This window comes from Nostoc sp., assembly GCF_036917815.1.
Taxonomy (GTDB): domain Bacteria; phylum Cyanobacteriota; class Cyanobacteriia; order Cyanobacteriales; family Nostocaceae; genus Nostoc.
Map to the genome: position 1 here is coordinate 42,494 of NZ_JBALEK010000074.1, position 22,026 is coordinate 64,519.

The 22,026-nt window shown below is 41.7% G+C and carries 25 protein-coding genes and 2 pseudogenes; 14 read left to right on the plus strand and 13 right to left on the minus strand.

Annotated features, from left to right (window positions below):
- Nucleotides 1–33 precede the first annotated feature (33 nt).
- Nucleotides 34–1,047 (plus strand): zinc-dependent alcohol dehydrogenase family protein, encoded by a 1,014-nt coding sequence (locus tag V7K97_RS22960; protein ID WP_334803298.1) that lies wholly within the window; start codon nt 34–36, stop codon nt 1,045–1,047.
- Nucleotides 1,048–1,136: 89 nt separating this feature from the next.
- Here V7K97_RS22960 and V7K97_RS22965 read toward each other — a convergent pair whose 3' ends face one another.
- The 3 genes from V7K97_RS22965 to V7K97_RS22975 all read right to left on the minus strand — a co-directional run bounded on the left by V7K97_RS22965 (nt 1,137) and on the right by V7K97_RS22975 (nt 4,508).
- Nucleotides 1,137–1,808 carry a glutathione S-transferase family protein gene (locus V7K97_RS22965; protein WP_334803299.1) on the minus strand — a complete coding sequence of 224 codons (672 nt, stop codon included), beginning with the start codon at nt 1,806–1,808 and terminating at the stop codon, nt 1,137–1,139.
- Between the two features lie 254 nt (nt 1,809–2,062).
- Entirely contained in the window at nt 2,063–3,190 is a 1,128-nt protein-coding gene (locus tag V7K97_RS22970) for an aryl-sulfate sulfotransferase (protein ID WP_334803300.1), read from the minus strand.
- A 280-nt stretch (nt 3,191–3,470) separates the two neighbouring features.
- On the minus strand, nt 3,471–4,508 hold the full coding sequence (locus V7K97_RS22975; RefSeq protein ID WP_334803301.1) for an aldo/keto reductase: 1,038 nt from the start codon (nt 4,506–4,508) through the stop codon (nt 3,471–3,473).
- Between the two features lie 654 nt (nt 4,509–5,162).
- Here V7K97_RS22975 and V7K97_RS22980 point away from each other — a divergent pair.
- Nucleotides 5,163–5,753 carry a peptidoglycan-binding protein gene (locus V7K97_RS22980; RefSeq protein ID WP_334803302.1) on the plus strand — a complete coding sequence of 197 codons (591 nt, stop codon included), beginning with the start codon at nt 5,163–5,165 and terminating at the stop codon, nt 5,751–5,753.
- A 113-nt stretch (nt 5,754–5,866) separates the two neighbouring features.
- Here the strand turns inward: V7K97_RS22980 and wecB are convergent, their stop codons facing one another.
- Together wecB and V7K97_RS22990 are read right to left on the minus strand one after the other, a co-directional pair.
- Nucleotides 5,867–6,997, minus strand: a complete 1,131-nt coding sequence (gene wecB, locus V7K97_RS22985; protein WP_334803303.1) for a non-hydrolyzing UDP-N-acetylglucosamine 2-epimerase — start codon at nt 6,995–6,997, stop codon at nt 5,867–5,869.
- A gap of 225 nt (nt 6,998–7,222) precedes the next feature.
- Nucleotides 7,223–7,594, minus strand: coding sequence for a hypothetical protein (locus tag V7K97_RS22990; protein WP_334803304.1), 372 nt, complete (start codon nt 7,592–7,594; stop codon nt 7,223–7,225).
- A gap of 729 nt (nt 7,595–8,323) precedes the next feature.
- On the opposite strand from V7K97_RS22990, the gene V7K97_RS22995 reads away from it, so the two are divergent.
- Nucleotides 8,324–9,610: a type IV pilus twitching motility protein PilT gene (locus V7K97_RS22995; RefSeq protein ID WP_334803305.1), complete on the plus strand. Its 1,287-nt coding sequence runs from the start codon at nt 8,324–8,326 to the stop codon at nt 9,608–9,610.
- 184 nt (nt 9,611–9,794) lie between these two features.
- Here the strand turns inward: V7K97_RS22995 and V7K97_RS23000 are convergent, their stop codons facing one another.
- Nucleotides 9,795–10,619 carry a pentapeptide repeat-containing protein gene (locus V7K97_RS23000; protein WP_334803306.1) on the minus strand — a complete coding sequence of 275 codons (825 nt, stop codon included), beginning with the start codon at nt 10,617–10,619 and terminating at the stop codon, nt 9,795–9,797.
- Nucleotides 10,620–10,736: 117 nt separating this feature from the next.
- Here V7K97_RS23000 and V7K97_RS23005 point away from each other — a divergent pair, with 117 nt between their 5' ends.
- The 5 genes from V7K97_RS23005 to V7K97_RS23025 all read left to right on the plus strand — a co-directional run bounded on the left by V7K97_RS23005 (nt 10,737) and on the right by V7K97_RS23025 (nt 14,210).
- Nucleotides 10,737–11,315, plus strand: a complete 579-nt coding sequence (locus V7K97_RS23005; RefSeq protein WP_334803307.1) for a phycobiliprotein lyase — start codon at nt 10,737–10,739, stop codon at nt 11,313–11,315.
- Nucleotides 11,316–11,587: 272 nt separating this feature from the next.
- Nucleotides 11,588–12,007: a hypothetical protein gene (locus V7K97_RS23010; RefSeq protein WP_334803308.1), complete on the plus strand. Its 420-nt coding sequence runs from the start codon at nt 11,588–11,590 to the stop codon at nt 12,005–12,007.
- Complete coding sequence (locus V7K97_RS23015) at nt 11,994–12,122, plus strand: hypothetical protein (protein ID WP_334803309.1); 129 nt, start codon at nt 11,994–11,996, stop codon at nt 12,120–12,122. The genes V7K97_RS23010 and V7K97_RS23015 overlap by 14 nt, the downstream gene beginning before the upstream one ends.
- Before the next feature lie 495 nt (nt 12,123–12,617).
- Nucleotides 12,618–13,352 (plus strand): 15,16-dihydrobiliverdin:ferredoxin oxidoreductase, encoded by a 735-nt coding sequence (locus tag V7K97_RS23020; protein ID WP_334803310.1) that lies wholly within the window; start codon nt 12,618–12,620, stop codon nt 13,350–13,352.
- 114 nt (nt 13,353–13,466) lie between these two features.
- On the plus strand, nt 13,467–14,210 hold the full coding sequence (locus V7K97_RS23025) for a phycoerythrobilin:ferredoxin oxidoreductase (RefSeq protein WP_334803348.1): 744 nt from the start codon (nt 13,467–13,469) through the stop codon (nt 14,208–14,210).
- Nucleotides 14,211–14,365: 155 nt separating this feature from the next.
- Here the strand turns inward: V7K97_RS23025 and V7K97_RS23030 are convergent.
- Nucleotides 14,366–14,740 (minus strand): annotated as a pseudogene (locus V7K97_RS23030) (cytochrome P450); the annotation flags it as partial.
- A gap of 25 nt (nt 14,741–14,765) precedes the next feature.
- Between V7K97_RS23030 and V7K97_RS23035 the strand changes: the two are divergent.
- Nucleotides 14,766–15,224 carry a hypothetical protein gene (locus tag V7K97_RS23035; RefSeq protein ID WP_334803311.1) on the plus strand — a complete coding sequence of 153 codons (459 nt, stop codon included), beginning with the start codon at nt 14,766–14,768 and terminating at the stop codon, nt 15,222–15,224.
- Nucleotides 15,225–15,723: 499 nt separating this feature from the next.
- Here the strand turns inward: V7K97_RS23035 and V7K97_RS23040 are convergent, their stop codons facing one another.
- The 5 genes and pseudogenes from V7K97_RS23040 to V7K97_RS23060 all read right to left on the minus strand — a co-directional run.
- Complete coding sequence (locus V7K97_RS23040) at nt 15,724–15,912, minus strand: hypothetical protein (protein WP_334803312.1); 189 nt, start codon at nt 15,910–15,912, stop codon at nt 15,724–15,726.
- 121 nt (nt 15,913–16,033) lie between these two features.
- Nucleotides 16,034–16,336 (minus strand): hypothetical protein, encoded by a 303-nt coding sequence (locus V7K97_RS23045; protein WP_334803313.1) that lies wholly within the window; start codon nt 16,334–16,336, stop codon nt 16,034–16,036.
- Nucleotides 16,337–16,423: 87 nt separating this feature from the next.
- Nucleotides 16,424–16,588, minus strand: coding sequence for a hypothetical protein (locus V7K97_RS23050; RefSeq protein WP_334803314.1), 165 nt, complete (start codon nt 16,586–16,588; stop codon nt 16,424–16,426).
- Nucleotides 16,578–16,901 carry a hypothetical protein gene (locus V7K97_RS23055; protein ID WP_334803315.1) on the minus strand — a complete coding sequence of 108 codons (324 nt, stop codon included), beginning with the start codon at nt 16,899–16,901 and terminating at the stop codon, nt 16,578–16,580. Before V7K97_RS23055 ends, V7K97_RS23050 begins: the two co-directional genes overlap by 11 nt.
- Before the next feature lie 446 nt (nt 16,902–17,347).
- A pseudogene (locus tag V7K97_RS23060) lies at nt 17,348–17,683 on the minus strand (cytochrome P450); the annotation flags it as partial.
- 260 nt (nt 17,684–17,943) lie between these two features.
- Between V7K97_RS23060 and V7K97_RS23065 the strand changes: the two are divergent.
- The 3 genes from V7K97_RS23065 to V7K97_RS23075 are packed head-to-tail and all read left to right on the plus strand — an operon-like array spanning nt 17,944 to nt 19,620.
- Entirely contained in the window at nt 17,944–18,576 is a 633-nt protein-coding gene (locus V7K97_RS23065; protein ID WP_334803316.1) for a ParA family protein, read from the plus strand.
- Nucleotides 18,577–18,578: 2 nt separating this feature from the next.
- Entirely contained in the window at nt 18,579–19,202 is a 624-nt protein-coding gene (locus V7K97_RS23070; RefSeq protein ID WP_334803317.1) for a hypothetical protein, read from the plus strand.
- A 28-nt stretch (nt 19,203–19,230) separates the two neighbouring features.
- Nucleotides 19,231–19,620, plus strand: a complete 390-nt coding sequence (locus V7K97_RS23075) for a tautomerase family protein (protein WP_334803318.1) — start codon at nt 19,231–19,233, stop codon at nt 19,618–19,620.
- Between the two features lie 432 nt (nt 19,621–20,052).
- On the opposite strand, the gene V7K97_RS23080 is transcribed toward V7K97_RS23075, so the two are convergent.
- Entirely contained in the window at nt 20,053–20,940 is an 888-nt protein-coding gene (locus tag V7K97_RS23080; RefSeq protein ID WP_334803319.1) for an alpha/beta fold hydrolase, read from the minus strand.
- Between the two features lie 270 nt (nt 20,941–21,210).
- Between V7K97_RS23080 and V7K97_RS23085 the strand changes: the two genes are divergently transcribed.
- Together V7K97_RS23085 and V7K97_RS23090 are read left to right on the plus strand one after the other, a co-directional pair.
- Entirely contained in the window at nt 21,211–21,522 is a 312-nt protein-coding gene (locus V7K97_RS23085; protein ID WP_292801208.1) for a BMC domain-containing protein, read from the plus strand.
- A gap of 85 nt (nt 21,523–21,607) precedes the next feature.
- Nucleotides 21,608–21,958, plus strand: a complete 351-nt coding sequence (locus V7K97_RS23090; protein ID WP_334803320.1) for a carbon dioxide-concentrating mechanism protein CcmK — start codon at nt 21,608–21,610, stop codon at nt 21,956–21,958.
- Nucleotides 21,959–22,026: the final 68 nt, after the last annotated feature.

Below are 22,026 nucleotides of genomic sequence, written 5' to 3' on the forward strand. Positions count from 1 at the left end.
GTGGCGTTTGAGCTATTGACAAAAATAAATTCTATGAAAGCTTACGAAATTCAAAGCAACGCCGGAATTGATGCCCTGGCATTAGTCGATCGCCCCCAACCAAAACCCACATCTGGACAAGTTCTCATTCAAGTCAAAGCAACATCCTTAAATTACCGCGATCTGCTGGTCATTGAAGGCGCTTATGGTGCTGGACAGAAATATCCGTTAATTCCCCTGTCTGACGGTGCGGGGGAAGTTGTGGCGGTGGGGGAAGGTGTAACACGGGTAAAAATAGGCGATCGCGTGGCTGGTATTTTCTTCCAAGACTGGATTTATGGCTCTTTAACTAAAGAGAAAATGAAATCCGATCTCGGAGGCGGTATTGATGGAATGCTAGCTGAGTATGTCTTATTACACCAAGATGGTGTAGTGATATTACCTGAGTACCTATCATATATTGAAGGCGCAACTCTGCCTTGTGCAGCAGTCACAGCTTGGCATGGACTGATTACAAAAGGCAATATTGGCGCAGGTGATAGTATTTTATTACTTGGTACTGGAGGAGTTTCAATTTTTGCTCTCCAGTTTGCCAAGATACATGGTGCTAGAGCGATTATTACTTCCAGCAGTGATGATAAATTGGCGCGAGCCAAACAGCTTGATGCTGACGAGACAATTAATTACAAAATAACACCAGATTGGGAAAAACAAGTTTACCAACTAACCAATCGCACGGGTGTAGATCATGTAGTTGAGGTTGGTGGCGCAGGTACTCTGCCAAAATCCGTCCAAGCAGTCCGTATTGGGGGACGTATTAGCTTAATTGGCGTATTGTCAGGCAGAGGAAATGAGATTGACCCCATGCCAATACTTTTTAAGAGTTTAACAGTTCAAGGAATTTATGTTGGCAGTCGGGAAATGTTTGAGGCGATGAATCAGGCGATGCAACAGCATCAAATCAAACCGATTATTGATCGAGTTTTCTCCTTCAATGAAGCGCGGGAAGCTTATCATTACCTCAAAAGTGCGGCTCACTTCGGTAAAGTCGTAATTCGTAATTCGTAATTTAACTTGTTCCCATGCAGAGCATGGGAACATCTATCAAGAGGCTCTGCCTCAAGTCTAAAAAAGCGGAGCCTCCAGAATAAAGTTATTTAAACAGCAGCGAGAGTAGGTGCAGCGAATTTAGCATATCGCTCGATGTAGAATTCCTTAGAGTGAGCGATCGCTTTTACAGACTCACGCTCTTTCAAAGCACGTTTCCACTGGCGTACACGGGTAAATTGCTCTGGTATCCCAAAGCCACGATACTGCTTGAGTGCAGCCCAGCGCTCAAACCAGGGGAAATAGGTGAAATCCACCAAACTGATAGATTCACCAAACCAGTAAGGACCTTCCCCAGATAGCTTTGCTAAACCTTCATTTTCAATGAATTCCAGGTGTTTATATAGTTCGTGTTTCGCTTCTTCTTGTTTTTGAGGATCTGAACTCCGCAGCAAGGTAGAAAAAGCGGGAACGAACCTAGTGTTAGCAAAATCGATCCAGATGCGAGCCTGTGCTTTGGCAATGGGGCTGCTAGGTAACAGTGGTGGATTGGGAAATACCTCATCGAGATACTCGTTAATTACTGCTGACTCCCAAACTCGGTTATCGCCATGAGCGATCGCAGGTACTTTACCATAGGGGGAAACTTTGGTAAACCCTTCTGGCTTATTCTGCAAATCAATCTCAATCAAATCGAAGTCGATGCCCTTTTCTTGGAGTACCAAGCGGGTACGGTGAGCATAAGGACAAACAACTGCACTGTATACTTTGATTTGGGCCATGTTTAAGTTCCTTGGTAAATAGGAATTGTTAATCGGCATTGGGAATTGAATTTTCATCCAAAATCCCAAATCTTAAATTGTTAGTGTCACAAAATCCCTTTGAAGCGAATGTAGCGTGAAAAATTCTCGACACTAACCAAACTTTTAATAATCAAAAGTTTTTAGTAAGGACTTTAGTGCTTAGAAAATAAGGACTAAAGTCCTGATTACTGATTACGAACTTGCTTACCCATCAATTTAAACTTGATAGACTACTAAAGCCAGGGAACTTCTTCAGGTGCATAACGGAAGGCGCGGAAGACTGTATTTTGCTCCCCACGAGTTACCGGCGACTTTTCACCTGGAATATTCCGAGATGCAAAGTGGGGATTGATGTATTCCCAAACAATTTCTCCTGCAACTGTCACCTCGAATATCCGGCCATAGGCACCTTCTGTAATCAAGGTATTGCCATTGGCTAAACGTTGCGCTCCTGATATGTAGGAACTGAAGAAATTTTGGGGCGGATTGTCGGTGTATTCCCAAACAATCTCTTTGGTTTGACGGTTCACCTCAATCACACGGGAGAAATTGAGAGCAATGTGACGGCGATGTGCGCCATTGTCGAAAATCAGGATATTACCGTTAGCTAATTCGTTCGGGAAGTGCTGCTGTGCTAGCACATCATCACCTAGCGTCCAGATAATTTCTCCGGTTTTGCGATCGACAATGACAACTGTGGAGATATTACGAAAGCTCACTATAATGTTGCCATCAGCGAGTTCACCCACAGTATTCCCATGAGTCCATTCATGTCGATGATCCTGGGGCGTGATCGTAAATATATCTGGATCGAGGTGTTCATGGGCGTGCCAAGTCCAAACGATTTCACCTGCTGGAGTCACCTCATAAAGCACATCAGCATAGATATCACCATTTGGTTCTGTACCTGGTACACCGCCTTTGATGCTCTTAACCAAAGACTGAGGTATCTTTTCAATCGCTAGTAGAATTGTGTTGCCATTGGCCAGTCTGCGTCCATCGTGATGATGATCTGGATGCTTATATTCCCAAATAATATTTCCTTTGGGATCTGCTTCTAAAACAACACCACTTTTGAATGCAGCCCACAAAGCAAAACGTAGTGGTTCTTCTGGTGGAGTCTTACCGTTATAAAAAAGGTTGCCATTGGGCAACAGATAACCGTATAACCCTGGTGGATAAGGTAGACTCCATTGGTGTACTACTTCTCCCTCTAGGTTCAGGAGGTAGACCTCACCTTGACCTGTCAGGGGTGTGAAAAGTGTGTATCCTTTAAATACTTTTTCGGGATTGTAAGCCTTTAAACCAGTACCCCGACGACGAATAGTATTTTGGTCAACCGATGTTGCTGTAAAAGTCATATTCTACCTACTAAATATCTAGTTCGTTTTGAGTCTCAGAGGATGTTTTAAAAATATTTTTCTTGCTAGCAAAACGTTTTAGATCCCCCTAAATCCCCCTTAAAAAGGGGGACTTCGACTCCGATCCCCCCCCTTTTTTAGGGGGGTTAGGGGGGATCAATAAGTGCAAAGATACAACCAACCTCTAATAAATGGGACAGAATCGCTTACCTCTACTCGTTTCTTGATAATCAGAGCTAGAGGCTCTTGAAAGGCGTTAACGAGGTAAATTTTGAATTCTTTAAGGTGCTGGGTTTGGAGACTGAGCATTAACTATATCCAACTCTTCCAAAATATCTTTATCGAGAACTACATCCACGCTTTCTAAATTCTCTTTGAGTTGTTCCAGTGTTGTCGCACCAATAATTGTGCTAGGCACAAACCAACGACTCCGCACGAATGCCAAAGCTAGATGTGCTGGACTTAATTGATAGCGCTTGGCAATATCTATGTAGGCTGATACTACTTCACTGACTTTTGGTTTTAAGTAGCGCTGACCAAAATTTTCAAACAAGCTAAATCTTGCCTTTTCTGGTTTGCCATTTAAGTATTTACCAGTCAATAAACCAAATGCCAAAGGACTATAAGCCAATAAGCCAATTTCTTCGTAATAAACTGCTTCTGCTAAAGCTCCGTCAAATACTCGATTTAATAAGTTGTAGGCATTTTGAATCGAAATAACTTTAGGCAATCCTAACTGTTTAGCTGCGTTACTAAACTGGGCAACTCCCCAAGGGGTTTCATTGCTCAAACCAATATAGCGAATTTTACCCGCCTTAATTACATCGGCAAAAACTGCTAACTGTTCAGGAATGGGGATTGTTTCACCTACCTGAGTCGGATCGAACACCGTTTGTCCAAACCGTGGCACATAGCGATCGGGCCAGTGGATCTGGTACAGGTCAATATAGTCTGTCTGTAATCTTTTTAGACTATCATCTACGGCTTGTTTGATATTATCACGGTCAATTGCTTTGGCGCCATCACGTAACCATTTAAAACCTCGACCAGGCCCAGCAATTTTAGTAGCTATAATAATTTCATCCCTTTGTTGATGCTTTAACCATTCCCCAATATAAGTTTCAGTTAATCCATAAGTTTCTGCACTTGTTGGTACCGGGTACATCTCGGCTGCATCAATAAAGTTGACTCCTTGGGCAATAGAATAATCTAGCTGCTCATGGGCTTCTTCAATGGTATTTTGCTGTCCATAAGTCATGGTGCCCAGACAAATTTCAGAAACTTTTAAGTCACTCTTACCAAGTTGGTTATACTTCATATTTCTGCGTTGTTATTCAGTTGATTTAACAGTGATATTTTTGTTAGATATATTGCATTTTGTCAAGGACATTATTCTTTTTAAGAAAAAAAGCTCAAAACAATATTGAATTTGGCACTAAGACAGTATAAACTTTCAGCAAATAAATAGGTTGCTAAAATACTGTAAGTCGATAGATAAGCTGGTATTTAAGGTCGCAACTGTTTATTATTGCATAGAGTAACCAGATAAATAAGCTAGTTTGGGATCAAAAATTTAAAATTGTAGTACAAAACACTTGCTTTTATTGAGATTTTGTGAAACGGACTTTGTTAGCATAAATTAAAACTACTATATTTAGACTGACTTACCGTAGTATACCAAAAAGTCTTAAAATTCTTCGAGAGTTAAAACTTAATAAATGTTCATATCGAGTATGGGGCTTTGATTCCTTTTTAGTTTCTATGCCCGAAACAGCACCCAACTTGATACAATTGCGACTCCAGGCGATCGCATCTTCTCAGGAATCCTTTGACTAATTTTATCTTTTCTTAATTTCGCTACCAAGAAAAACCTTTTGAAAGGGTAGTGATATAAAATATACTAAGAATAAATACAGAGAAAGACCAAGTAATTCTCTGAGAAGACTCATTTTTTAATACAAGGGAGCGGATTATGGAATATCTTGCTTATTCTCACATGTTTATTGCTCAAGAAGAGGCATCTGGAAAGACTAAATATAATCTCCCTAAACCTGAATTCAATTGGAAAAAACTGCTTAAATCTTCGGCTTGGTTAGCTTTAGCTGGCGTTGGTGTATTACTTGTTGCTGCTAGTCAAATTCAAATGAGTTCGGCTGCATATATAAAAACTAATGGTAGTTGTTTACGTATTCGCACAGGCCCAAGCACCAACTACCCTTCTGTGGACTGTGTATCAAATGGCGCAACACTTCCAGCGATTGAAAAGTATGAAAACGGTTTTGCTAGGCTTTCTCAGGGTAGATACGCTTTTGCCCGATGGATTGGTGATAAACCTAATAATCCTCCTGTGACTACACCTGGAGGTGTTGGCGGTTCGGTGATTCTTACCCCTGGTTCTAAAGGTCAGCTTGTGAAAGATGTTCAAACAGCTTTAGGTAATCTCACAGTTGATGGAATTTACGGTCAAGAAACCGTTAGCCGAGTCCGAAGTTTTCAGGAAAGTAAAGGTCTACTAGTAGATGGCGTTATTGGCCCCGAAACTCGATCGGCTCTGGGTATTTAGAAAGCCCCAGCGAATAGAATGATGCCTCCGGCACGCCAAGGGCGAACGCGGCTACACAAACAAAGCCCAGCGACCTGGGCTAAGAGAAAATTAAGGTTTTTGAATCTAAGTTGTTAAGTTGATGTTTCTGATGAAATACCCAAGTAATTTTGCACAACCTGCAAAATACGCTTTGCTGCATGACCATCCCCAAAGGGATTAATTGCATTTGCCATTGCTTCATAAGCATTTGAGTCACTGAGTAACTCACTAGCGGCTGCAAAAATATTCTCACTTGTAGTTCCTACAAGTTTCGCTGTACCAGCTGCAACAGCCTCTGGTCTTTCGGTGGTATCTCTCAAAACCAATACTGGTTTTCCCAAACTGGGGGCTTCTTCTTGCAAGCCACCAGAGTCAGTAAGCAAAAGATGCGATCGCCCAATAGCTCCCACCAATTCGCCATAATCTAGAGGTTCTGTCAAGAAAATTCGGGGATGATTCCCTAAAAGCTCTTGCAACGGGACTCGTACTGTCGGGTTGCGGTGTAATGGTAAGAGCATTGCTGTATCAGGAAACTTGTCTAAAATTTGTAAAAAGCCCTGAGCGATCGCTAAAAGAGGTTCTCCCCAATTCTCCCGCCGATGAACTGTTGCTAATAAAACCCGATATGAATCCCAATCTAAACCTGGTACATTACAAACTACTTGAGTTGCAGCTACACTTAACAGCGCATCAATTACCGTGTTACCCGTCATGTGAATTTCACCCAAAACACCAGAACGATGCAAGTTTTCCACAGCCCAAGGAGTTGGCGCAAAGTGCAACTGAGTAATTTGAGAAATCAACCGCCGATTACCTTCCTCTGGGTAAGGATTGAATATATCATCAGTTCTTAACCCTGCTTCTACATGACCAACAGGAATTTTTTGATAAAAAGCTGCCAAAGCTGCGGCAAAAGCCGTGGTAGTGTCTCCCTGCACCAGCACTAAATCAGGCTTTTCCACCTGGAATAATGCTTCTAACCCTTGTAAACTGCGGCAGGTAATATCATTGAGAGATTGCTGAACCTGCATAATTTCCAAGTTATAATCTGCCTTGATATTGAATAGCTGCATAACTTGCTCAACCATCTCCCGATGCTGTCCAGTAAGAATTACTTGCAACTGAAAACCTGAAGACTTCTGGAAAACCTGAATCACTGGAGCTAGTTTAATCGCTTCTGGGCGAGTACCTAAGATAATGCAAACGCGTTTTTGATTAGTCATTAGTCAATGGTCAATAGTTGGCAGTAAATCATCACACAAACCATAAATATAAATCGACAAATCACACAAAATATAAAAAAACCCGGACTAACCGGGCAAATGCACAATTTATCTAATTCAACTGTAATAACTACATCTTGATCTCACAAGTTCAAATATAAAAGAGCATGAAAAAACCCGGCTTAACCGGGCAGACGCACTGTTTGTCTAATTCACCTGTAACGATTACTTAATCTCACAAGTTAAAGGACAAGCAGCGTAAACAGTAGTCTGCATTTTGTCTGCCTCTCCATGCAACCAGCTTAACCATTTAACTTCACTAGGATGAACTCCTTTAAGAGTTAGCACACCCGCAGCTAATACAACTGCCATGACATTAAACATTATTAAACCGCCTGCTACAAGCAAAACAGCACTAACAGGCATCACAGATTGCAAGACAATCGACAACAAACATCCGACTGTAGCCATCAAGACAACTAGTGGAAAACCCACAACCAACAAGCATACTGCTAATGTAAAAGTCCATATTAAAAAGCTTTTAATCATCAACAAGGAGTAGGTCTTTCCTAGATTAGAGCTTTGAGCAGAAACCATGACTTTTCCTCCTAAAATACAGGGCATATTTTAACTTCAGTCATATCTCGCTTTTCGCGAGTAAACTGAATTGTTTCATTGAAATCCAGTATATAAAAACTAATCGGAAAAATGAGCATTTGTTTACTAAAGTTTACAGTTAATCTTTTGTAATTATGGATATAAAGTCAAGTTTATATCTATTAAAAAAACTTGTTTTATACATCTATCTTCAGATATATAACCTGAATTTATGAGCTTTTAACCTTGATCCCCAGCATATTGCTACTATTCAACTTAACATTTCTTATAAAAACTAGTAGTGGTTCTCATAATTCCTAATATGGTCTGAATAAATGAACTGCTAGTATTTGTGCTGTTAATTGCTGGCAATTCATATCCATAACTGTGATAAATTTCTCATCTAAGAACTTAGAATATTTACTCTTTAAGGAAAGTAATAAAAACTACTCATAAAACACTGTGTAATTACTGAGGTATTTTGAGTCCTTGCGTGTGTAAAACCAGGTTATGTAAGTTAAATAATTTCTCTAAATCTTCTGAGTAGTAGAATCTCAAGAAAAAAAAGATACCAATTGAGGTGGATGAAATAGGTTGATCGTGGTTCTAGAGTTTCAATCGCTTAGTATCACCGCTAAAGCTCGTAGGCAAGCATTCTCCAAAAGTCATCGAAGCAAGTGACTTGAGTTCTCGTTAATTCAACTTTTTAACTGCCAAATGTGAAGATATATGACAGAATCACAGTCTCCATTAAATTCTAACTCTGCTGCCGGACGTAACCTGCCACCAATGCCACCAATGCCGCCACCACCACCGCCAACTGCTAGTACACAGAGGCAGATGACACAAACATTGGATATGTCAATGGATAGAAGCAGCAAAGTGCCTGTTGCAGGTCATCGTCCAGCTAGTCCACCACCAATACCTAGTTCAGTTCCCCCTAAAAACAGCAGTGCCGGACCAACTTTAGAGAAGTTAATCAGGCTAGCTTACGATCAGGGATATTCTGACCTTCACTTGGGAGTAGGTGAAGTACCCCGCTTCCGCAGCCGAGGAGAAATTCAATCAACAGATTATCCAGAAACAGATAAAGAAGGTTTCATGAGTTGGTTGCGGGAGGTGATGAGTGAGGTTGAAATTCAGCGCTTTGAAGAACACTTAGAATTTGACGGAGCAACTCAATATGACTTTGCTCGCGTGCGGATTAATGTTTTTGGCACTCTTAGAGGACCTGCAATGGTCTTGCGGTTGATTCCACTGAAAATCTTAACTATGGAACAGTTGAATTTGCCGCCAATTTTTCGGGATATTTGTCATCACCACAAAGGTTTAATTTTGGTAACTGGCCCTACTGGCTCTGGTAAGTCCACCACAATGGCAGCGATGGTTGACTATATCAATAAGGAAATGGCCAAGCATATCATCACCATTGAAGACCCGATAGAATTTATCCATCAAAGCCGCAAGTCTTTAGTCAAACAGAGGGAAGTGGGAATGCATACCCGGAAATTTGACAACGCCTTAAAAGCAGCTTTGCGGGAAGATCCAGATTTGATTCTGGTGGGGGAAATGCGGGATAAGGAAACAGTTAACACCGCCCTAAAAGCCGCTCAAACTGGTCACTTAGTCATGGGAACCCTGCACACGAATAGCGCGGTCAAAACCATTGAGCGGATTCTCAATCTATACTCTGGTGATGAACAAGATGCAATGCGGGTGGCAATTTCTGAATCTTTAGTGTCAGTAATTGCCCAAGGTTTGTGTCGCACAACTGATGGTAAGCGGGCTGCTTTCCACGATGTGCTGATTAATACTGAGGCGATTAAAGAATGGATCAAAGACGGTAAGTATGATGAAATTGGCGAGTTGATGAAACAAGCCAGCTTTGACGGCATGATTACGATGAATCAGTCGTTGCTCAATCTCTATCAAGAGGGGCGCATCACTGAAGAAACTGCTTTGGAAATGTCGCCAACTCCTAACGAAATGGCGCAGTTTCTCCGAGGTCGAGTTTAAGTCTAGTAGTACTTTGTCAAGCTAATTTTAAGAGTTTGTAGTAAGGACTAAAGTCCTTACTACAAACTTGCTTACCCATCAATTTAAATTTGAGAGACTACTAGGGCGTGTCATTAATTTTGGTGAGGTTAGAGAGACGCGAAATTTCACATCTTTACTAAGCTCATATCTCTAACTAGTTTGGTCAAGCACTCAAACTCTCACGAGTTGTTGTGCGGGTGTAGGCATTCCAAACATCTAGTTCTGAATGTGGACGGCTGGAGAGCATAGCTTTAGTTGCTTCTGTGAGTCCTTGGGCAAGAGTAAAATCTGCCCCAGCGATACTTTGAAGATGATCTATCTCTGCATCACTGAGGTCAGCTGCTCGCAGGTCTGTATCCCGCAAATCGGCTCCTGTCAATCGAGCATTCCGTAAGCAAGCCCCTGTTAAATAAGCTTTCGTCAGGTCAGCGCCGCTCAATGCCGCACCTTGCAAATTGGCTCCTGTCAAGTCAGCGCCACTCAGGTAGGCTCCACGCAGATTAGCGCCTTGCAAATCTGCGTTTCGTAAAGAAGCGGTGTTGAGAAAAGCACCATTGAGATTAGCACCCGGTCCCACCGCTCCAGAAGCTTTGTAGTTATATTCTTGGGGCCATTTCGTTTGTGAATCATAACGCGCTACTTGCAGTTTGGCTCCCTCCAAGTTTGCGCCACTGAGATTTGCTTGTTGGAGATCAGCACGGTTTAAATAGGCTCCCTGCAAATCAGCCCCACTCAAATCGGCTCCTCGCAGATTAGCGCCTCGCAAATCAGCCCCACTCAAATCGGCATTACTCAAGACCATCTCGCCTAAATCGGCTCCCAATAGCTTGGCTTTACTCAAGTTAGCTTGTCGTAAATCGACTTCCCTCAGATTGAATTGGTACAAATCTACCCAATCCAGAGGGATTCCTTTTTTGAGGGCTGTTAAGATTTCTGGAGTTGGACTGGGGCGATGGCTAGTAATAAGTTGAATTTCAGTATTTGTCATCAGCTGATTAAAATATAACTTTTGGAGTTATCCTACACTTTAGCTAAATCGGGACTTCATCTGATGGATCAGTATTTAATAACGCCAAAAATTTGATAAAACGAGGTTTCAAAACAGATGTATCTAATACCACCCTTGACAATGATCGACTTCTTCCGTAAAAGTGAGGGCAAATGGTTTACAGAACGTTCCGTTCATCATTTTGACTCGGCGGCGGATGAGTCGGGGGAGTCGAATTTGATCATTAAAGTTATAGAAAAGGATGATCCAAAAGTCCAAGAAGTTTGTACAGCCCAAGGGATAGACCCTACTAAAGCCACAGGCGGTGCTAGCTTTTCATGGCAGGCTAACCTCGATACCAGGCTACCGAATACCGATAATGCTGCCATTTTGGTTGATGTTCCCGATGAAACGAGGCGTTCTGGAAAACTGATCCGCAACCAAGGCTATGTTGAGAGCATTCCGGTTGTGAGTCGGTATCGGTTTGCTGATGATGGTGTGCTGACGATTGATACTGATTATGACAATAATCAAGGTCAGGAACGTTGTTGGTTTGTTACGGATGATTTTCGCGTTCGGGTCAGTACGGTACGAATGATGAACGGTGTCAACTTGATGACTTATTGTTCTGAGCGTCGCTGTGTTTCTCAAGAAGTTTTGGAGCAAATGATCGCTCGGAATCATGCTAGGGGTTAGTGGGGAGTGGGGATTGGGGAGACAAGAGAAGTACTTTACCCCAAGACTGTATAATCAGCATATTTAAGGATGAAGAGACAAAGCTCTTGAGGCTGGGAAGGTAGAGGAAGAAAGAGAGTTATTAGGCATCTCCATAAATTAAATATGTGTAATCCAGAGACGTAGCACTGCTACGTCTCTACATTTTTTCACCAGATGTCGATAAAGGTGCCACGACGGGCTACAGCTTAAACTATTCGGCGACGGCACTAGGAAACCCTGATAGTGCTGACTTGACGGCAACTCGTTCTTATTTTGGAACTGGGGTAATTCGTTTGTTCTACAACAGCCGTGGCATTAGTACTTATCAAAACCCGTCTAGCAGTGTTGTCGCATTTGGAACCGCTCAGGGGCAGCCGAATGTTTTTCTGATGTATGGAGCGATCGCGGATTATTACACAAACAATTATGCCAAAAATCCCAGTGCAACTAATGGGTTAAATGGGGTGGCTTCAGGGCTGGGTAATCCGACATCTGCCATCTATGAGCAGGCGGATGGCAGTTCTGTGATGGATTTTGAGGGTGGGCAACTGGTGAATCGCGGTGGGGTTGTTACCCCGATTTACAGTAAACGCGGTGGCGATCGATTTGATTTAGTCGGTCAAGGTGCGCCCAATGGTGCGGAGTTGCAATGGAAGGATGATGTGGAATGAATCAGATAATAACTACACTTGGTGGCACAACATGGGCTTTGGTGCTCAGAATGTTCAAGCAACTGTTGGTGGTGATGGCAAGCTGCACGTTTTGGGTGTCGGGAAAGATGCGTAAGCTTTTTTGATGGTTGCGATCGCCCCTCCTCACCCAAGGAACAATCGCTTTTTTGTCGAGCGATCGCACTGCTTAAAAACAAGGGACTTCCAAGAAATAAATTACCCAAGTAAACGAACCACAGAGACACAGAGAACACAGAGGAATAAGAGGAAAGAGTTTTTTGTCGAGTTTTTTGGGTATTTTTTTATTTGGAAGTCCCCAATCACTTTTTATAGTGAGTGATTGCGATCGCTCCAGAGTAAGCGCATCTAAATTTTGTGCCTGAAAGTACAGAATATTGTTAAGTAGCATCTATGACAGGTTAAAGTAATTGCAGTCTGAGACTTTACCCAATGCCCACTTGCCCTGAGCGAAGTCCTTCGCGTAGCGTCTCGTAGAGAAGGGATGCCCCATGCCCAATCCCCATTAAGGAATGTTGCTTTGTTTCTCAGAAATGAGACGTGCATGATTGACATCATTTATTTTCATGCAAGGGTTAACAAGTAATGCTCTATGTATAAGCCTTTCCTAGAATTTTTAGAAAAAGAGCTATTTCATCGGTTTGATTTACAAAGTAGGGCTATTCCCCCTGCTTTGGAATTCAAAGTTAGCGATCGCGGCAGAAACCCAGCAACTATTCGCAGTTGGTGTTACCAATGTCAAGAGTTGCGGAAAATTCGCTATACCTACATTGATGCCGGGGAAAGTGCCCAAATTTTTAACAGCGTGGTTTATCCCAGTCATCACTACGATCTACCTCTGTTAGGGATTGATTTTTTATCCTTTGGTAAGGTAAAAAACCTGATTGTACTTGATTTTCAGCCTTTGTTTCAGGATGAAGATTATCAGAACAAATATATAGTGCCGCTAAAATCTCTCCATGAGAAATACCCGGATTTGGCGCAAAACTTAGAAATGAAGTTTTACGATGCCAATCAGTATTTTTCTAAATACCTATTGTTTGCCAAGACAGACCCGGAAACAGTGTCAACGCGAGTTTTTGAAGCTTTTCAGGATTATTTAAACTTGTATTGGCAAATGTTAGTAGATGCCCAACCGCTCCAAGACCCTGAAGATATCCAACGGATTGTCAAAGCCCAAAAAGACTATGACCAATATAGTGCAGACCGCGATCCCGCATCTGGTTTGTTTAGCAGTTACTTTGGTCATGAATGGGCAGAGCGCTTTCTCCATGAATTCTTATTTGAAGATTCAGTTCCCTTAGCAGTTAGTGTCGGCAAAAGATGACTGGTATGGGCATGGGGCATTTGTACTGAGCGCAGTCGTTGGCGCAGCCTCTCGTAAAGAAGTATGGGGCATGGGGGATTATTAATTTTGAATTTTGAATTGGAGCAAAGCGACGTGACACTCTATCAGCCATTTCTCGATTATGCGATCGCCTACATGCAATCGCGGTTGGATTTACAACCCTATCCAATCCCCACTGGGTTTGAGTCTAAAAGTGCTGTTGTGGGCAAAGGGAAGAACGAGGAAGAGGTTGTCACCACCAGTTATGCTTTTCAAACTGCAAAATTGCGGCAAATTCGTGCAGCTCACGTACAGGGTGGCAATTCGCTGCAAGTGCTGAATTTTGTGATTTTCCCCCGCCTCAACTACGATCTACCATTTTTTGGGGCGGATCTGGTGACATTACCAGGAGGACATCTAATTGCTTTGGATATGCAGCCGCTATTTCGGGATGATCCAGCATATCTGGCAAAATATACTGAGCCAATTCTGCCCATTTTCCACGCCCATCAACAACATCTGTCTTGGGGAGGAGATTTTCCCGAAGAAGCACAGCCCTTTTTCTCTCCGGCTTTTCTGTGGACTCGTCCCCAAGAAACGGCTGTAGTAGAAACTCAGGTGTTTGCCGCTTTCAAAGACTATTTGAAAGCTTATCTGGATTTTGTAGACCAAGCAGAAGTTGTAACAGATTCCCAAAATTTAGTAGCCATTGAGCAAGCCCAACTGCGATACCTGCGATATCGGGCTGAAAAAGACCCAGCACGAGGGATGTTTAAACGCTTCTATGGTGCCGAATGGACTGAAGAATATATCCACGGCTTTTTATTTGACTTAGAGAGAAAATTAACAGCCATCTAGAGGCTCTTCTGAGGCTAATTATCATAATTTTATTGCCTGCGATCGCACCAACTTACAGCAGTTTTAACCTTGTCGGGAAAGTCCCCACCCTCAATGTACTTATATGGTGGGGTTGTTGGGGTTTAATAAGTAATCAAGGGAAGTTGATATTACACCTACACTGGCGTATTAGCCCGCTTAATTTGAGGCGTTGCAATCATCCGCATTCCGGCGGGTGCGGCTAAAGTTAACCCACGGCGCACAGGACGCACAGGGCGCTTATTCACTAGCGATACTTGAAATTCCAACAAAACAGTTGCCAAGACGATTTTCATTTCATACTGGGCAAATGCCATGCCAATACAACGACGATTACTGCCACCAAAGGGTAAATATTCATAAGGTGAATATTGTCTTTCTAAAAAGCGTTCTGGTTGAAACTGCTTAGATTGTGGGTAAACTTCTTCTCGATGATGTGCTAAATAAATACTGGGGACTATTGCCGTTCCCTCTGGCAGTTCATAGCCCATAATTTTAATTGGAGTTTTCACAGGCAAGGACAAAAGAACATTTCCCATGCCTAGAGATGGTGAACTATGGAACCTTTTAAAATCAATCCCACAGGGTGAACCTAATGAAGTTGTATTCAAGCCTAAGCTTGGAAAAATAATTGATAGGTCTGTTTTTAGTGTTGTTTGGCGTGGCAGGGAAGAGACACGCCAAAAAGGAATTATCCCAACATTAATCGAGCAAGGTAAGCTCACTAAATACTTGTCACCCTACAACACACGGCATAGTTTCATCACCCATGCAGTCTTTGACCTAGGAATTGATGAGAAGTTCGTTAGTAACTGGTGCGGTCACGACATACAGGTATCTAACAAGCATTATCAGGATGTTGCTATTTTCGCCGGAAGGATTAATCCTGAAGTACCTCAACAACAGTCAGAGATTGACTTACTCAGAGAACAGATGAAACAGCAACAGGAACTAATCAACAAGCTACTTCAGGACAGAGATAACTTGAAATCGTAACGAAATCAAGACGTATTAGACCCTATCTGCCAACACTTTATACCTAGCATTTTATTGCTAGGTTTTTTTTCGTAATATCGGTCATACCCTTGTATTTTAAAGTATCATTTTTTCTGTCATTTATTGTGTCATTATTTATGTCATTTTAAATGTCACTATTTCCAACACCCCATTTTAAGTGGGTATTAAAAAAGTGACATAAATAATGACATTTAAAATGACAGATTTTTTGACACTTTTGTACAAAGGGTATGAGATAGCCATTGCTGACTGAACAAAAATTAAGAACTCACGCCAAAATCGCCTATAATGCCTTTGTTTTGAGTTAATGATGTATTTCTATGGTTGAGAGTATTAACGCTCCTTCCTGGCATCCACAGACAGGAGTTTCACTAATGCCAATTGAAAGTCTTAGCAATATTCGATAGCGCTGACAGCCGCTTGAACAGATTAGTTTTAACCACCTTAAGGTATTTAAATCTAATCTCTTCCGGGGCTATTACTTCCCTTTACTCCTATCCAGTTTCTCTTGAATAGCTTCTCTACAAAATTCAGGTGGATCGTCTTGTGCCTTTACCTCTTCCTTCATTTCCTTGGTCATGCGTATATTCATTTTCTCGGTCAATGGCTCCTCTCGCTGCGACTTGATTGGTTTTAAATTTTCAGGAGTTCCTTTAGGGTTAGGCATTGTTGAGAAACGTAAATATAGCTTGAATCTTTTGGAAGCGAAACATTAGAGTGTTTAATCGGTGGTGAACTGTTTACGAGACTGGTATCACCACCGATACCACTTTTACAAATGGGTAACTCTATTTTATGTTCACACGGTCAGAACTCGAAATCAAAACCATTGCTGAGTTGAGAGATTTGTGTAGACGGTATGGCATCAAGCCAAAATGTATATCCTTACAGTACTCTCTAGATTGTTCCCATGTTTCTCTGTTGACGATAGATTGTTGCTCATACTGCTGTTCAGTTTTGGTTATTTGGAATGCACTATCGCAACGACGCTGTAAAGCTTCTTGCATACACGCTGCTACCAATGCTTGCGCTTTGACGTTATCCTTGAATGCTTGAGCTAGCCAGAACTTAGAGGTAATTTCGATAGACACTGCATTAATCTTTCGATTACCACCACGACCAATAGAATCTTTGAAAGATTCTATTTTGTAATTCCAATAACCCTTGTCAGAAAAGGCTTATGGGTGATTTTCTTGTAAAAAACGTAATGCCAATACTGGGTTAACTTCAATTGAATCTGCAACCTGACTCTGACTCATCACGTACTCACCATTCGGCATTTGAAATACTTCTACTTCGATGCCAGCAATTTGAATTGACTCGCGTTTAGCTTTAGTTGTCATGATTGTCTCCCTGAATATTTTCTTGGTTATCGGCGTAAATTTTTGTAGCATCAATCCCTAGTCTGTCTAGGCGAATTCTGAGTGTTGAAACAAGCTTACGCGCTTGCTCATAACGCGGTGAAGTACTTTTTTCTTCACAAGTTTTTTCCCACATATCAACCTCTTTCTCTAGGTCAATTAAGAGTTGATAGATGTCATCTAACTTGCTAGCGATAGAGATCGGAACCCACTTTTGTACTACTTCATCGGTATACTTTTTTTTCCTCCCTGAACCTGGTTTTCTAGTACCGCTACTTGGAACACCTCTAGGCATAGAATCGCATCTTATGTGTGTACTTGGCATTAACAGCGCTATGGAAGCGATAATCCCTAAATCCCTTGCTGCTAATTCCTTATATCATTTATGTCATATAAATAAAAGAACGTCAATCATTTTTATCACAAAAATAAGAAAATAAGCCGTAACGTATACTGTGACTAGGAAAACCAGTGAACTCACTCACCCTCATAGACACATCAAAGCTTGATGCACTTGTTGATAGGGAGAGTAAGTTACAGGATGAGGTAAAGGCGCTTGAGACACGCATGAGATAGATGTAGATTCTTACCCGGAAAGTTGAGCATCCTTTGAGCATGGTTTTTGAGTAGTAATTTATACCTTTTATTGCCCCTCAAACGCTGAAAATAGGCTATTTGAGCATTGTGTGAGCATTTTAAGGGGAATAATAGCTGAAAGTATTGGTAATGTGTGGATTTTTCTTTGCCATGAAAGGGAGGAGCTAATAGTTGTCGTTGGCGCTGGTGGCGATCGCCATCTGATAACATAAAGGAGCGATCGCCAAGTAAAAATCTTAGTCCTATATTCGCCCTACCAACCTCAAAATAGCTGGAATCAGCAGTAAAAATCTGCTCAAGCGCTTCGGGTTGACTAAAGTACACAAGATGATTATCCCCTCGACTACTCCTGATTGTGAAAGTGTCACCATAAATTTTCGCAAAATCATCCACATATTTCACAGGCTGACCAATAAACTTGATCATCCGCAACCAGCGCGGCATTTGAGGTCCATCAGGCAGATTGTAAGTTGCTGTCATAAAATTTTGTAGAGTTGATGGCTTCTGAATTTTATTGTTACGAGTTTTCATGTTATTTAGGGTTACAGAAAGCGGTATATTCATGAATGGGGGAGTAAGGAGTAGGTAGTAGGGAGTGCAAAAAAAAATAATAAGTAATGACTAACTCAGTACTCAAAACTCTTCCAAGTCAGTGCATCATCAAAAAATCCCACAACCAAACATGAAAAAGATTTCTGATCCTACTCCCCACTCCCCACTCCCTAATCCTTGCTAAAGCAGTGCCAAAAATCATCGCTATTCTCAACGGTAAAGGAGGAGTCGGTAAAACGACTACCGCAGTCAATCTGGCTGCAAACTTTGCGAAGAAAAAAAAGGTGCTACTGATTGATGCAGATATTCAAGGTTCTGCCAGTTGGTGGTTTGGACGCAATCAGCAGGGAATGGGATTTGATTTATCTCAAGAAACCGATCCCACACTTTTAGGTGATTTAGGTAAGATAACAGGTTACGATTTAGTAGTGGTGGATACGCCTCCCGCCCTGCGCTCTGAAGCATTAGTGGCGGTAGTTGCGATCGCAGATTATCTAGTTTTGCCTACACCCCCAGCCGCAATGGATTTAGCAATCCTCGTGGAAACAGTCAGGGAAGCCGTCATCCCTTCGGGAACTCCCCATCGGGTACTGTTTACCAAAGTTGATACGCGGAGTATGGGAGAAGCACAAGAAGCAAAAAGTACTCTGACTCGGTTAGGTATTCCCACTTGCAATACCTTTATTCGTGCCTATAAAGCTCATGAACGAGCGGCACTTGAGGGTGTAGCGATCACTCAATGGCGAGGAAGTAATGCACGGGAGGCGGAATTAGACTACCGCCGTGCATCTGATGAATTACAGCGTGATTGGAGAAAATAATAATGGCTAGGAAACAAAGTCTCTCTGACTTACTACAAGAAGAGGCACAAAAATTTACACCCTCAGAAGGAGAATCTGCGATCGAAGTTACAGCCGAAAAAGTTGTAGAAGAACAGGCTTCATCAGATGAGGAATCTTCGACACAGACACCTGATCCAACTTCTGCTAGGCGCACAAGTCACACTAAGGCTGATTTAGAAACAACCGTCAAAGAGTTGACAATTAATCTAGAAACAAGCCACAAAAAATCAGCATCTCTTGGACAAGAAGTTGCTGATTTGCAATCCAAACTATCTAAACAAAAAACATTTGTATCGGAACAAAAATCATTACTAGAAGAGCTGACAAAAGAACTTGACGAAACTAAAAAGACAGCACTACAACTTGCAGAAGCAAACTCTCTGCTTATAGAAGAAATTAATGCCTTAAAACAAACAGCAGAAGATAAATCTAAACTTGCTGTAGCGGTAAAAGAAACTAGTGCTATAAAACCCGTAAAAGAACACTACAATCCACTTAATTACAAAAAATCACATCGGTCATCAGAAACACTAGCTCAAAATCAACCTCAAAATCAACCAAATGAGTATCCTGATAGTTCTAACGAGATGTGGTTACTTGACTAGAGTCAGTTCATCAGTTAGGTAAAGATTAATGGTACAAATCAAAATCTATGGGACTGCTTCATTTATCCGTCATTCTCGCAGTGCCATTTCTAACGCAATTCATTCTTGTGTTGTTGAAGCTCTAGTATATCCTCAAGACAAGCGTGCCCATCGCTTCTTTCCTCTCGAACCCGATGATTTCATCTACCCTGCCGGACGTTCAGAGAAATACATCATCATTGAGATTAGTATGTTTGAAGGACGCACTATTGAAACGAAAAAGAAACTAATTAAATTGTTGTTTTACTGTTTATCTGAACAAGTTGCAATTGCACCTGTAGATATAGAAATCACGATTACAGAAACTCCAAAACATAACTGGGGTATCCGGGGAACAACAGGAGATGAATTAAACCTAAATTACCAAGTGCAAGTGTAAATCTTTGGAGCTTGTCGGGTGGGCATTACAATAGACATTTCCAGAAATTAAATATGCCTTCTCCAAAAGTCTTGTAGAGACGTAGCATTGTTACCTCTCTACATTCTTTTTCGGAGATGTCTAATAAACTGCTGTCTTTTTGTAAGACAGGTTTAACATCTCTCTAACTACAGAGCTATCTAAAATTTTGTGAAAGTAACACGATTAAAGAGAAAATAGTCGCCATAGCGGTTCTCGTTCACGTGAGGTACACCCGCAGGGGCAATACCCTGCGGGAAGCCGCTTTGCGTCTACATGAATTGCCCCTACACCTTACGATATAATTTTGTACCGCATCTGAGTGGGAACCGCTATATGACAGAAGCAATTAGCAACAGATGAAAAACTTTCCAGATTAGGGTTACAGAAAAATTATTGAGAGTTGGGTTATCTTTAAACTAGAAAGTCTAAAATATACCGCGCGGTGATTTGAGGTTGTTCTAAGTGAGGGAGATGACCACAATCTTGAATCCAGACTAGAATACTATGTGAAATTGCCTTTTGAAACTTTTTGGCATCCTCAGTACCTAAAATCTTATCGGAATCGCCCCACAAAATTAGCGTTTGTTGCACAATTTGTGATATATCTTCTAATTTAAAAGCACTGTAACCACCACTTTTAGTGAAAGCAATCAAAGCTTGATTCCAACTCGGCATTTGTAGGTGTAATGCGCCACAACTCAGCGCATCGATAGAGGCAAGAGTTTGATTTTTGTATCCAATGCGGGAAACGCGATCGCGCACCTTAAGATGACTCAAAAATTGAGTTGCTAAATAATCCAACGGGGGAAACATGAATTTGCTTAACGGCGAACCACCCGCCAACCCCGCACTGTCAATTAACACCAGCTTTTTTACCACTTCCGGGTAAGTCAGCGTCAAATCAATTGCCGTCGCACCCCCCATCGAAGCGCCCACTAAAATTACAGGTTGGTTAATCAGACTTTTCCAGAAATAATAAAGATGGGTTTTAATTGCAGTTGGGCTATAGGCAATTCCTGATAGTCTATCTGTAAACCCAAAACCCAACAAATCCACTGCCCACGTTTCATTATCTCCAGAAAGTAGTGGCAAAAGCCGCCGAAATTCTAATACAGAACTGTCAAAGCCATGAATTAATAAAATCGGAGTTCCACCACACCCTTGCTTGACATAAGTTGTGATAACTGGTTGATTAGTTAAAGGAGTAGCGATCGCAGTTCTTTGAATACTCTGGGCTAGGGCGATGGAAGTAGGTTCTGTCAGTTGCCTAACTGCTGTAGGAAGAAAATTCGGAAACATAAATTCCAGTTTATCATATTAGCTTGCTTCCACATATCCCTGATTTTGTTAAACAACAAAATTACCGAAACTAATCTGCTGAAGGATTATTTTTAATATATAAAACATAACCCAGCCGCGATCAAAAAATTTTAACTCCCAACTCCTAACTCCTAACTCCCCACTCCCCCAGAATTTCTACATCAAAGAAAGTTTTCCCAAAATGTCAAAATTTGGACTAAAGCCACGTACAATTAATATCGCTTATCCTTTAATCCAGGAGCTAATGCCATGCCAATGGCCGTTGGCGTAATTGAAACTTTAGGTTTTCCTAGTGTGTTAGCAGCAGCAGATGCAATGGTCAAAGCTGCTGGAGTCACAATTGTCTATTATGGTCAAGCCGAAAGCGCTCGCTTGTTAGTCGCTGTCCGGGGACACGTTGCTGAGGTAAAAAGAGCAGTTGAAGCCGGAATCGCGGCTGGAGAAGAAGTCAAGGTTGGTACAGTAATCACCTACTACATCGTTCCTAATCCCCCGGAAAATGTGGAAACCATATTACCAATCCATTTCACTGAAGAATCAGAACCTTTCCGCATTTTCTAAGAAATTTTGCTATCAAAATCTGTAGCGAAGCTTCGTACAATTAACTTGTAGCCCCCATATCGTTTATTCATACAGGAGATTAATAATGTCATTACAGGCAGTTGGAGCACTTGAAACGAAAGGTTTTCCGGCGGTGCTAGCAGCAGCAGATGCTATGCTAAAAGCTGGTCGAGTTACCCTCGTTGGTTATATCAGAGTAGGTAGCGCTCGTTTTACAGTTAATATTCGTGGCGATGTTTCGGAAGTAAAAGCTGCTATGGCTGCTGGTGTTGAAGCCGCAGAGAATGTTTATGGCGGTACTCTAGAATCTTGGGTGATTATTGCTCGTCCCCATGAAAACGTTGAAGCTGTTCTGCCAATTGGTTACACAGAACAAGTCCAACAGTATCGAGAATCTGTAGAAAATCCCATTGTTAGATCATCGAATAGTAGATAGAGTCAACCCCCTGTGGGGGAATTCAAAATTTCAAACGAAGAATCTCCATAAATGAATTTAAAGAGAAG

What these genes read in the sequence shown, in the direction of transcription:
- V7K97_RS23090 (WP_334803320.1), top strand. Translation starts at nt 21,608, where the DNA reads ATGTCATTACAGGCAGTTGGAGCACTTGAAACGAAAGGTTTTCCGGCG.
- V7K97_RS23050 (WP_334803314.1), bottom strand. Translation starts at nt 16,588, where the DNA reads ATGACAACTAAAGCTAAACGCGAGTCAATTCAAATTGCTGGCATCGAA.
- V7K97_RS22965 (WP_334803299.1), bottom strand. Translation starts at nt 1,808, where the DNA reads ATGGCCCAAATCAAAGTATACAGTGCAGTTGTTTGTCCTTATGCTCAC.
- V7K97_RS22975 (WP_334803301.1), bottom strand. Translation starts at nt 4,508, where the DNA reads ATGAAGTATAACCAACTTGGTAAGAGTGACTTAAAAGTTTCTGAAATT.
- V7K97_RS23005 (WP_334803307.1), top strand. Translation starts at nt 10,737, where the DNA reads ATGTATCTAATACCACCCTTGACAATGATCGACTTCTTCCGTAAAAGT.
- V7K97_RS23070 (WP_334803317.1), top strand. Translation starts at nt 18,579, where the DNA reads ATGGCTAGGAAACAAAGTCTCTCTGACTTACTACAAGAAGAGGCACAA.
- V7K97_RS22970 (WP_334803300.1), bottom strand. Translation starts at nt 3,190, where the DNA reads ATGACTTTTACAGCAACATCGGTTGACCAAAATACTATTCGTCGTCGG.
- V7K97_RS22990 (WP_334803304.1), bottom strand. Translation starts at nt 7,594, where the DNA reads ATGGTTTCTGCTCAAAGCTCTAATCTAGGAAAGACCTACTCCTTGTTG.
- V7K97_RS23080 (WP_334803319.1), bottom strand. Translation starts at nt 20,940, where the DNA reads ATGTTTCCGAATTTTCTTCCTACAGCAGTTAGGCAACTGACAGAACCT.
- V7K97_RS23015 (WP_334803309.1), top strand. Translation starts at nt 11,994, where the DNA reads ATGATGTGGAATGAATCAGATAATAACTACACTTGGTGGCACAACATG.
- wecB (WP_334803303.1), bottom strand. Translation starts at nt 6,997, where the DNA reads ATGACTAATCAAAAACGCGTTTGCATTATCTTAGGTACTCGCCCAGAA.
- V7K97_RS23075 (WP_334803318.1), top strand. Translation starts at nt 19,231, where the DNA reads ATGGTACAAATCAAAATCTATGGGACTGCTTCATTTATCCGTCATTCT.
- V7K97_RS23085 (WP_292801208.1), top strand. Translation starts at nt 21,211, where the DNA reads ATGCCAATGGCCGTTGGCGTAATTGAAACTTTAGGTTTTCCTAGTGTG.
- V7K97_RS22960 (WP_334803298.1), top strand. Translation starts at nt 34, where the DNA reads ATGAAAGCTTACGAAATTCAAAGCAACGCCGGAATTGATGCCCTGGCA.
- V7K97_RS22980 (WP_334803302.1), top strand. Translation starts at nt 5,163, where the DNA reads ATGGAATATCTTGCTTATTCTCACATGTTTATTGCTCAAGAAGAGGCA.
- V7K97_RS23020 (WP_334803310.1), top strand. Translation starts at nt 12,618, where the DNA reads ATGTATAAGCCTTTCCTAGAATTTTTAGAAAAAGAGCTATTTCATCGG.
- V7K97_RS23000 (WP_334803306.1), bottom strand. Translation starts at nt 10,619, where the DNA reads ATGACAAATACTGAAATTCAACTTATTACTAGCCATCGCCCCAGTCCA.
- V7K97_RS23040 (WP_334803312.1), bottom strand. Translation starts at nt 15,912, where the DNA reads ATGCCTAACCCTAAAGGAACTCCTGAAAATTTAAAACCAATCAAGTCG.
- V7K97_RS23035 (WP_334803311.1), top strand. Translation starts at nt 14,766, where the DNA reads ATGCCTAGAGATGGTGAACTATGGAACCTTTTAAAATCAATCCCACAG.
- V7K97_RS23055 (WP_334803315.1), bottom strand. Translation starts at nt 16,901, where the DNA reads ATGCCTAGAGGTGTTCCAAGTAGCGGTACTAGAAAACCAGGTTCAGGG.
- V7K97_RS22995 (WP_334803305.1), top strand. Translation starts at nt 8,324, where the DNA reads ATGACAGAATCACAGTCTCCATTAAATTCTAACTCTGCTGCCGGACGT.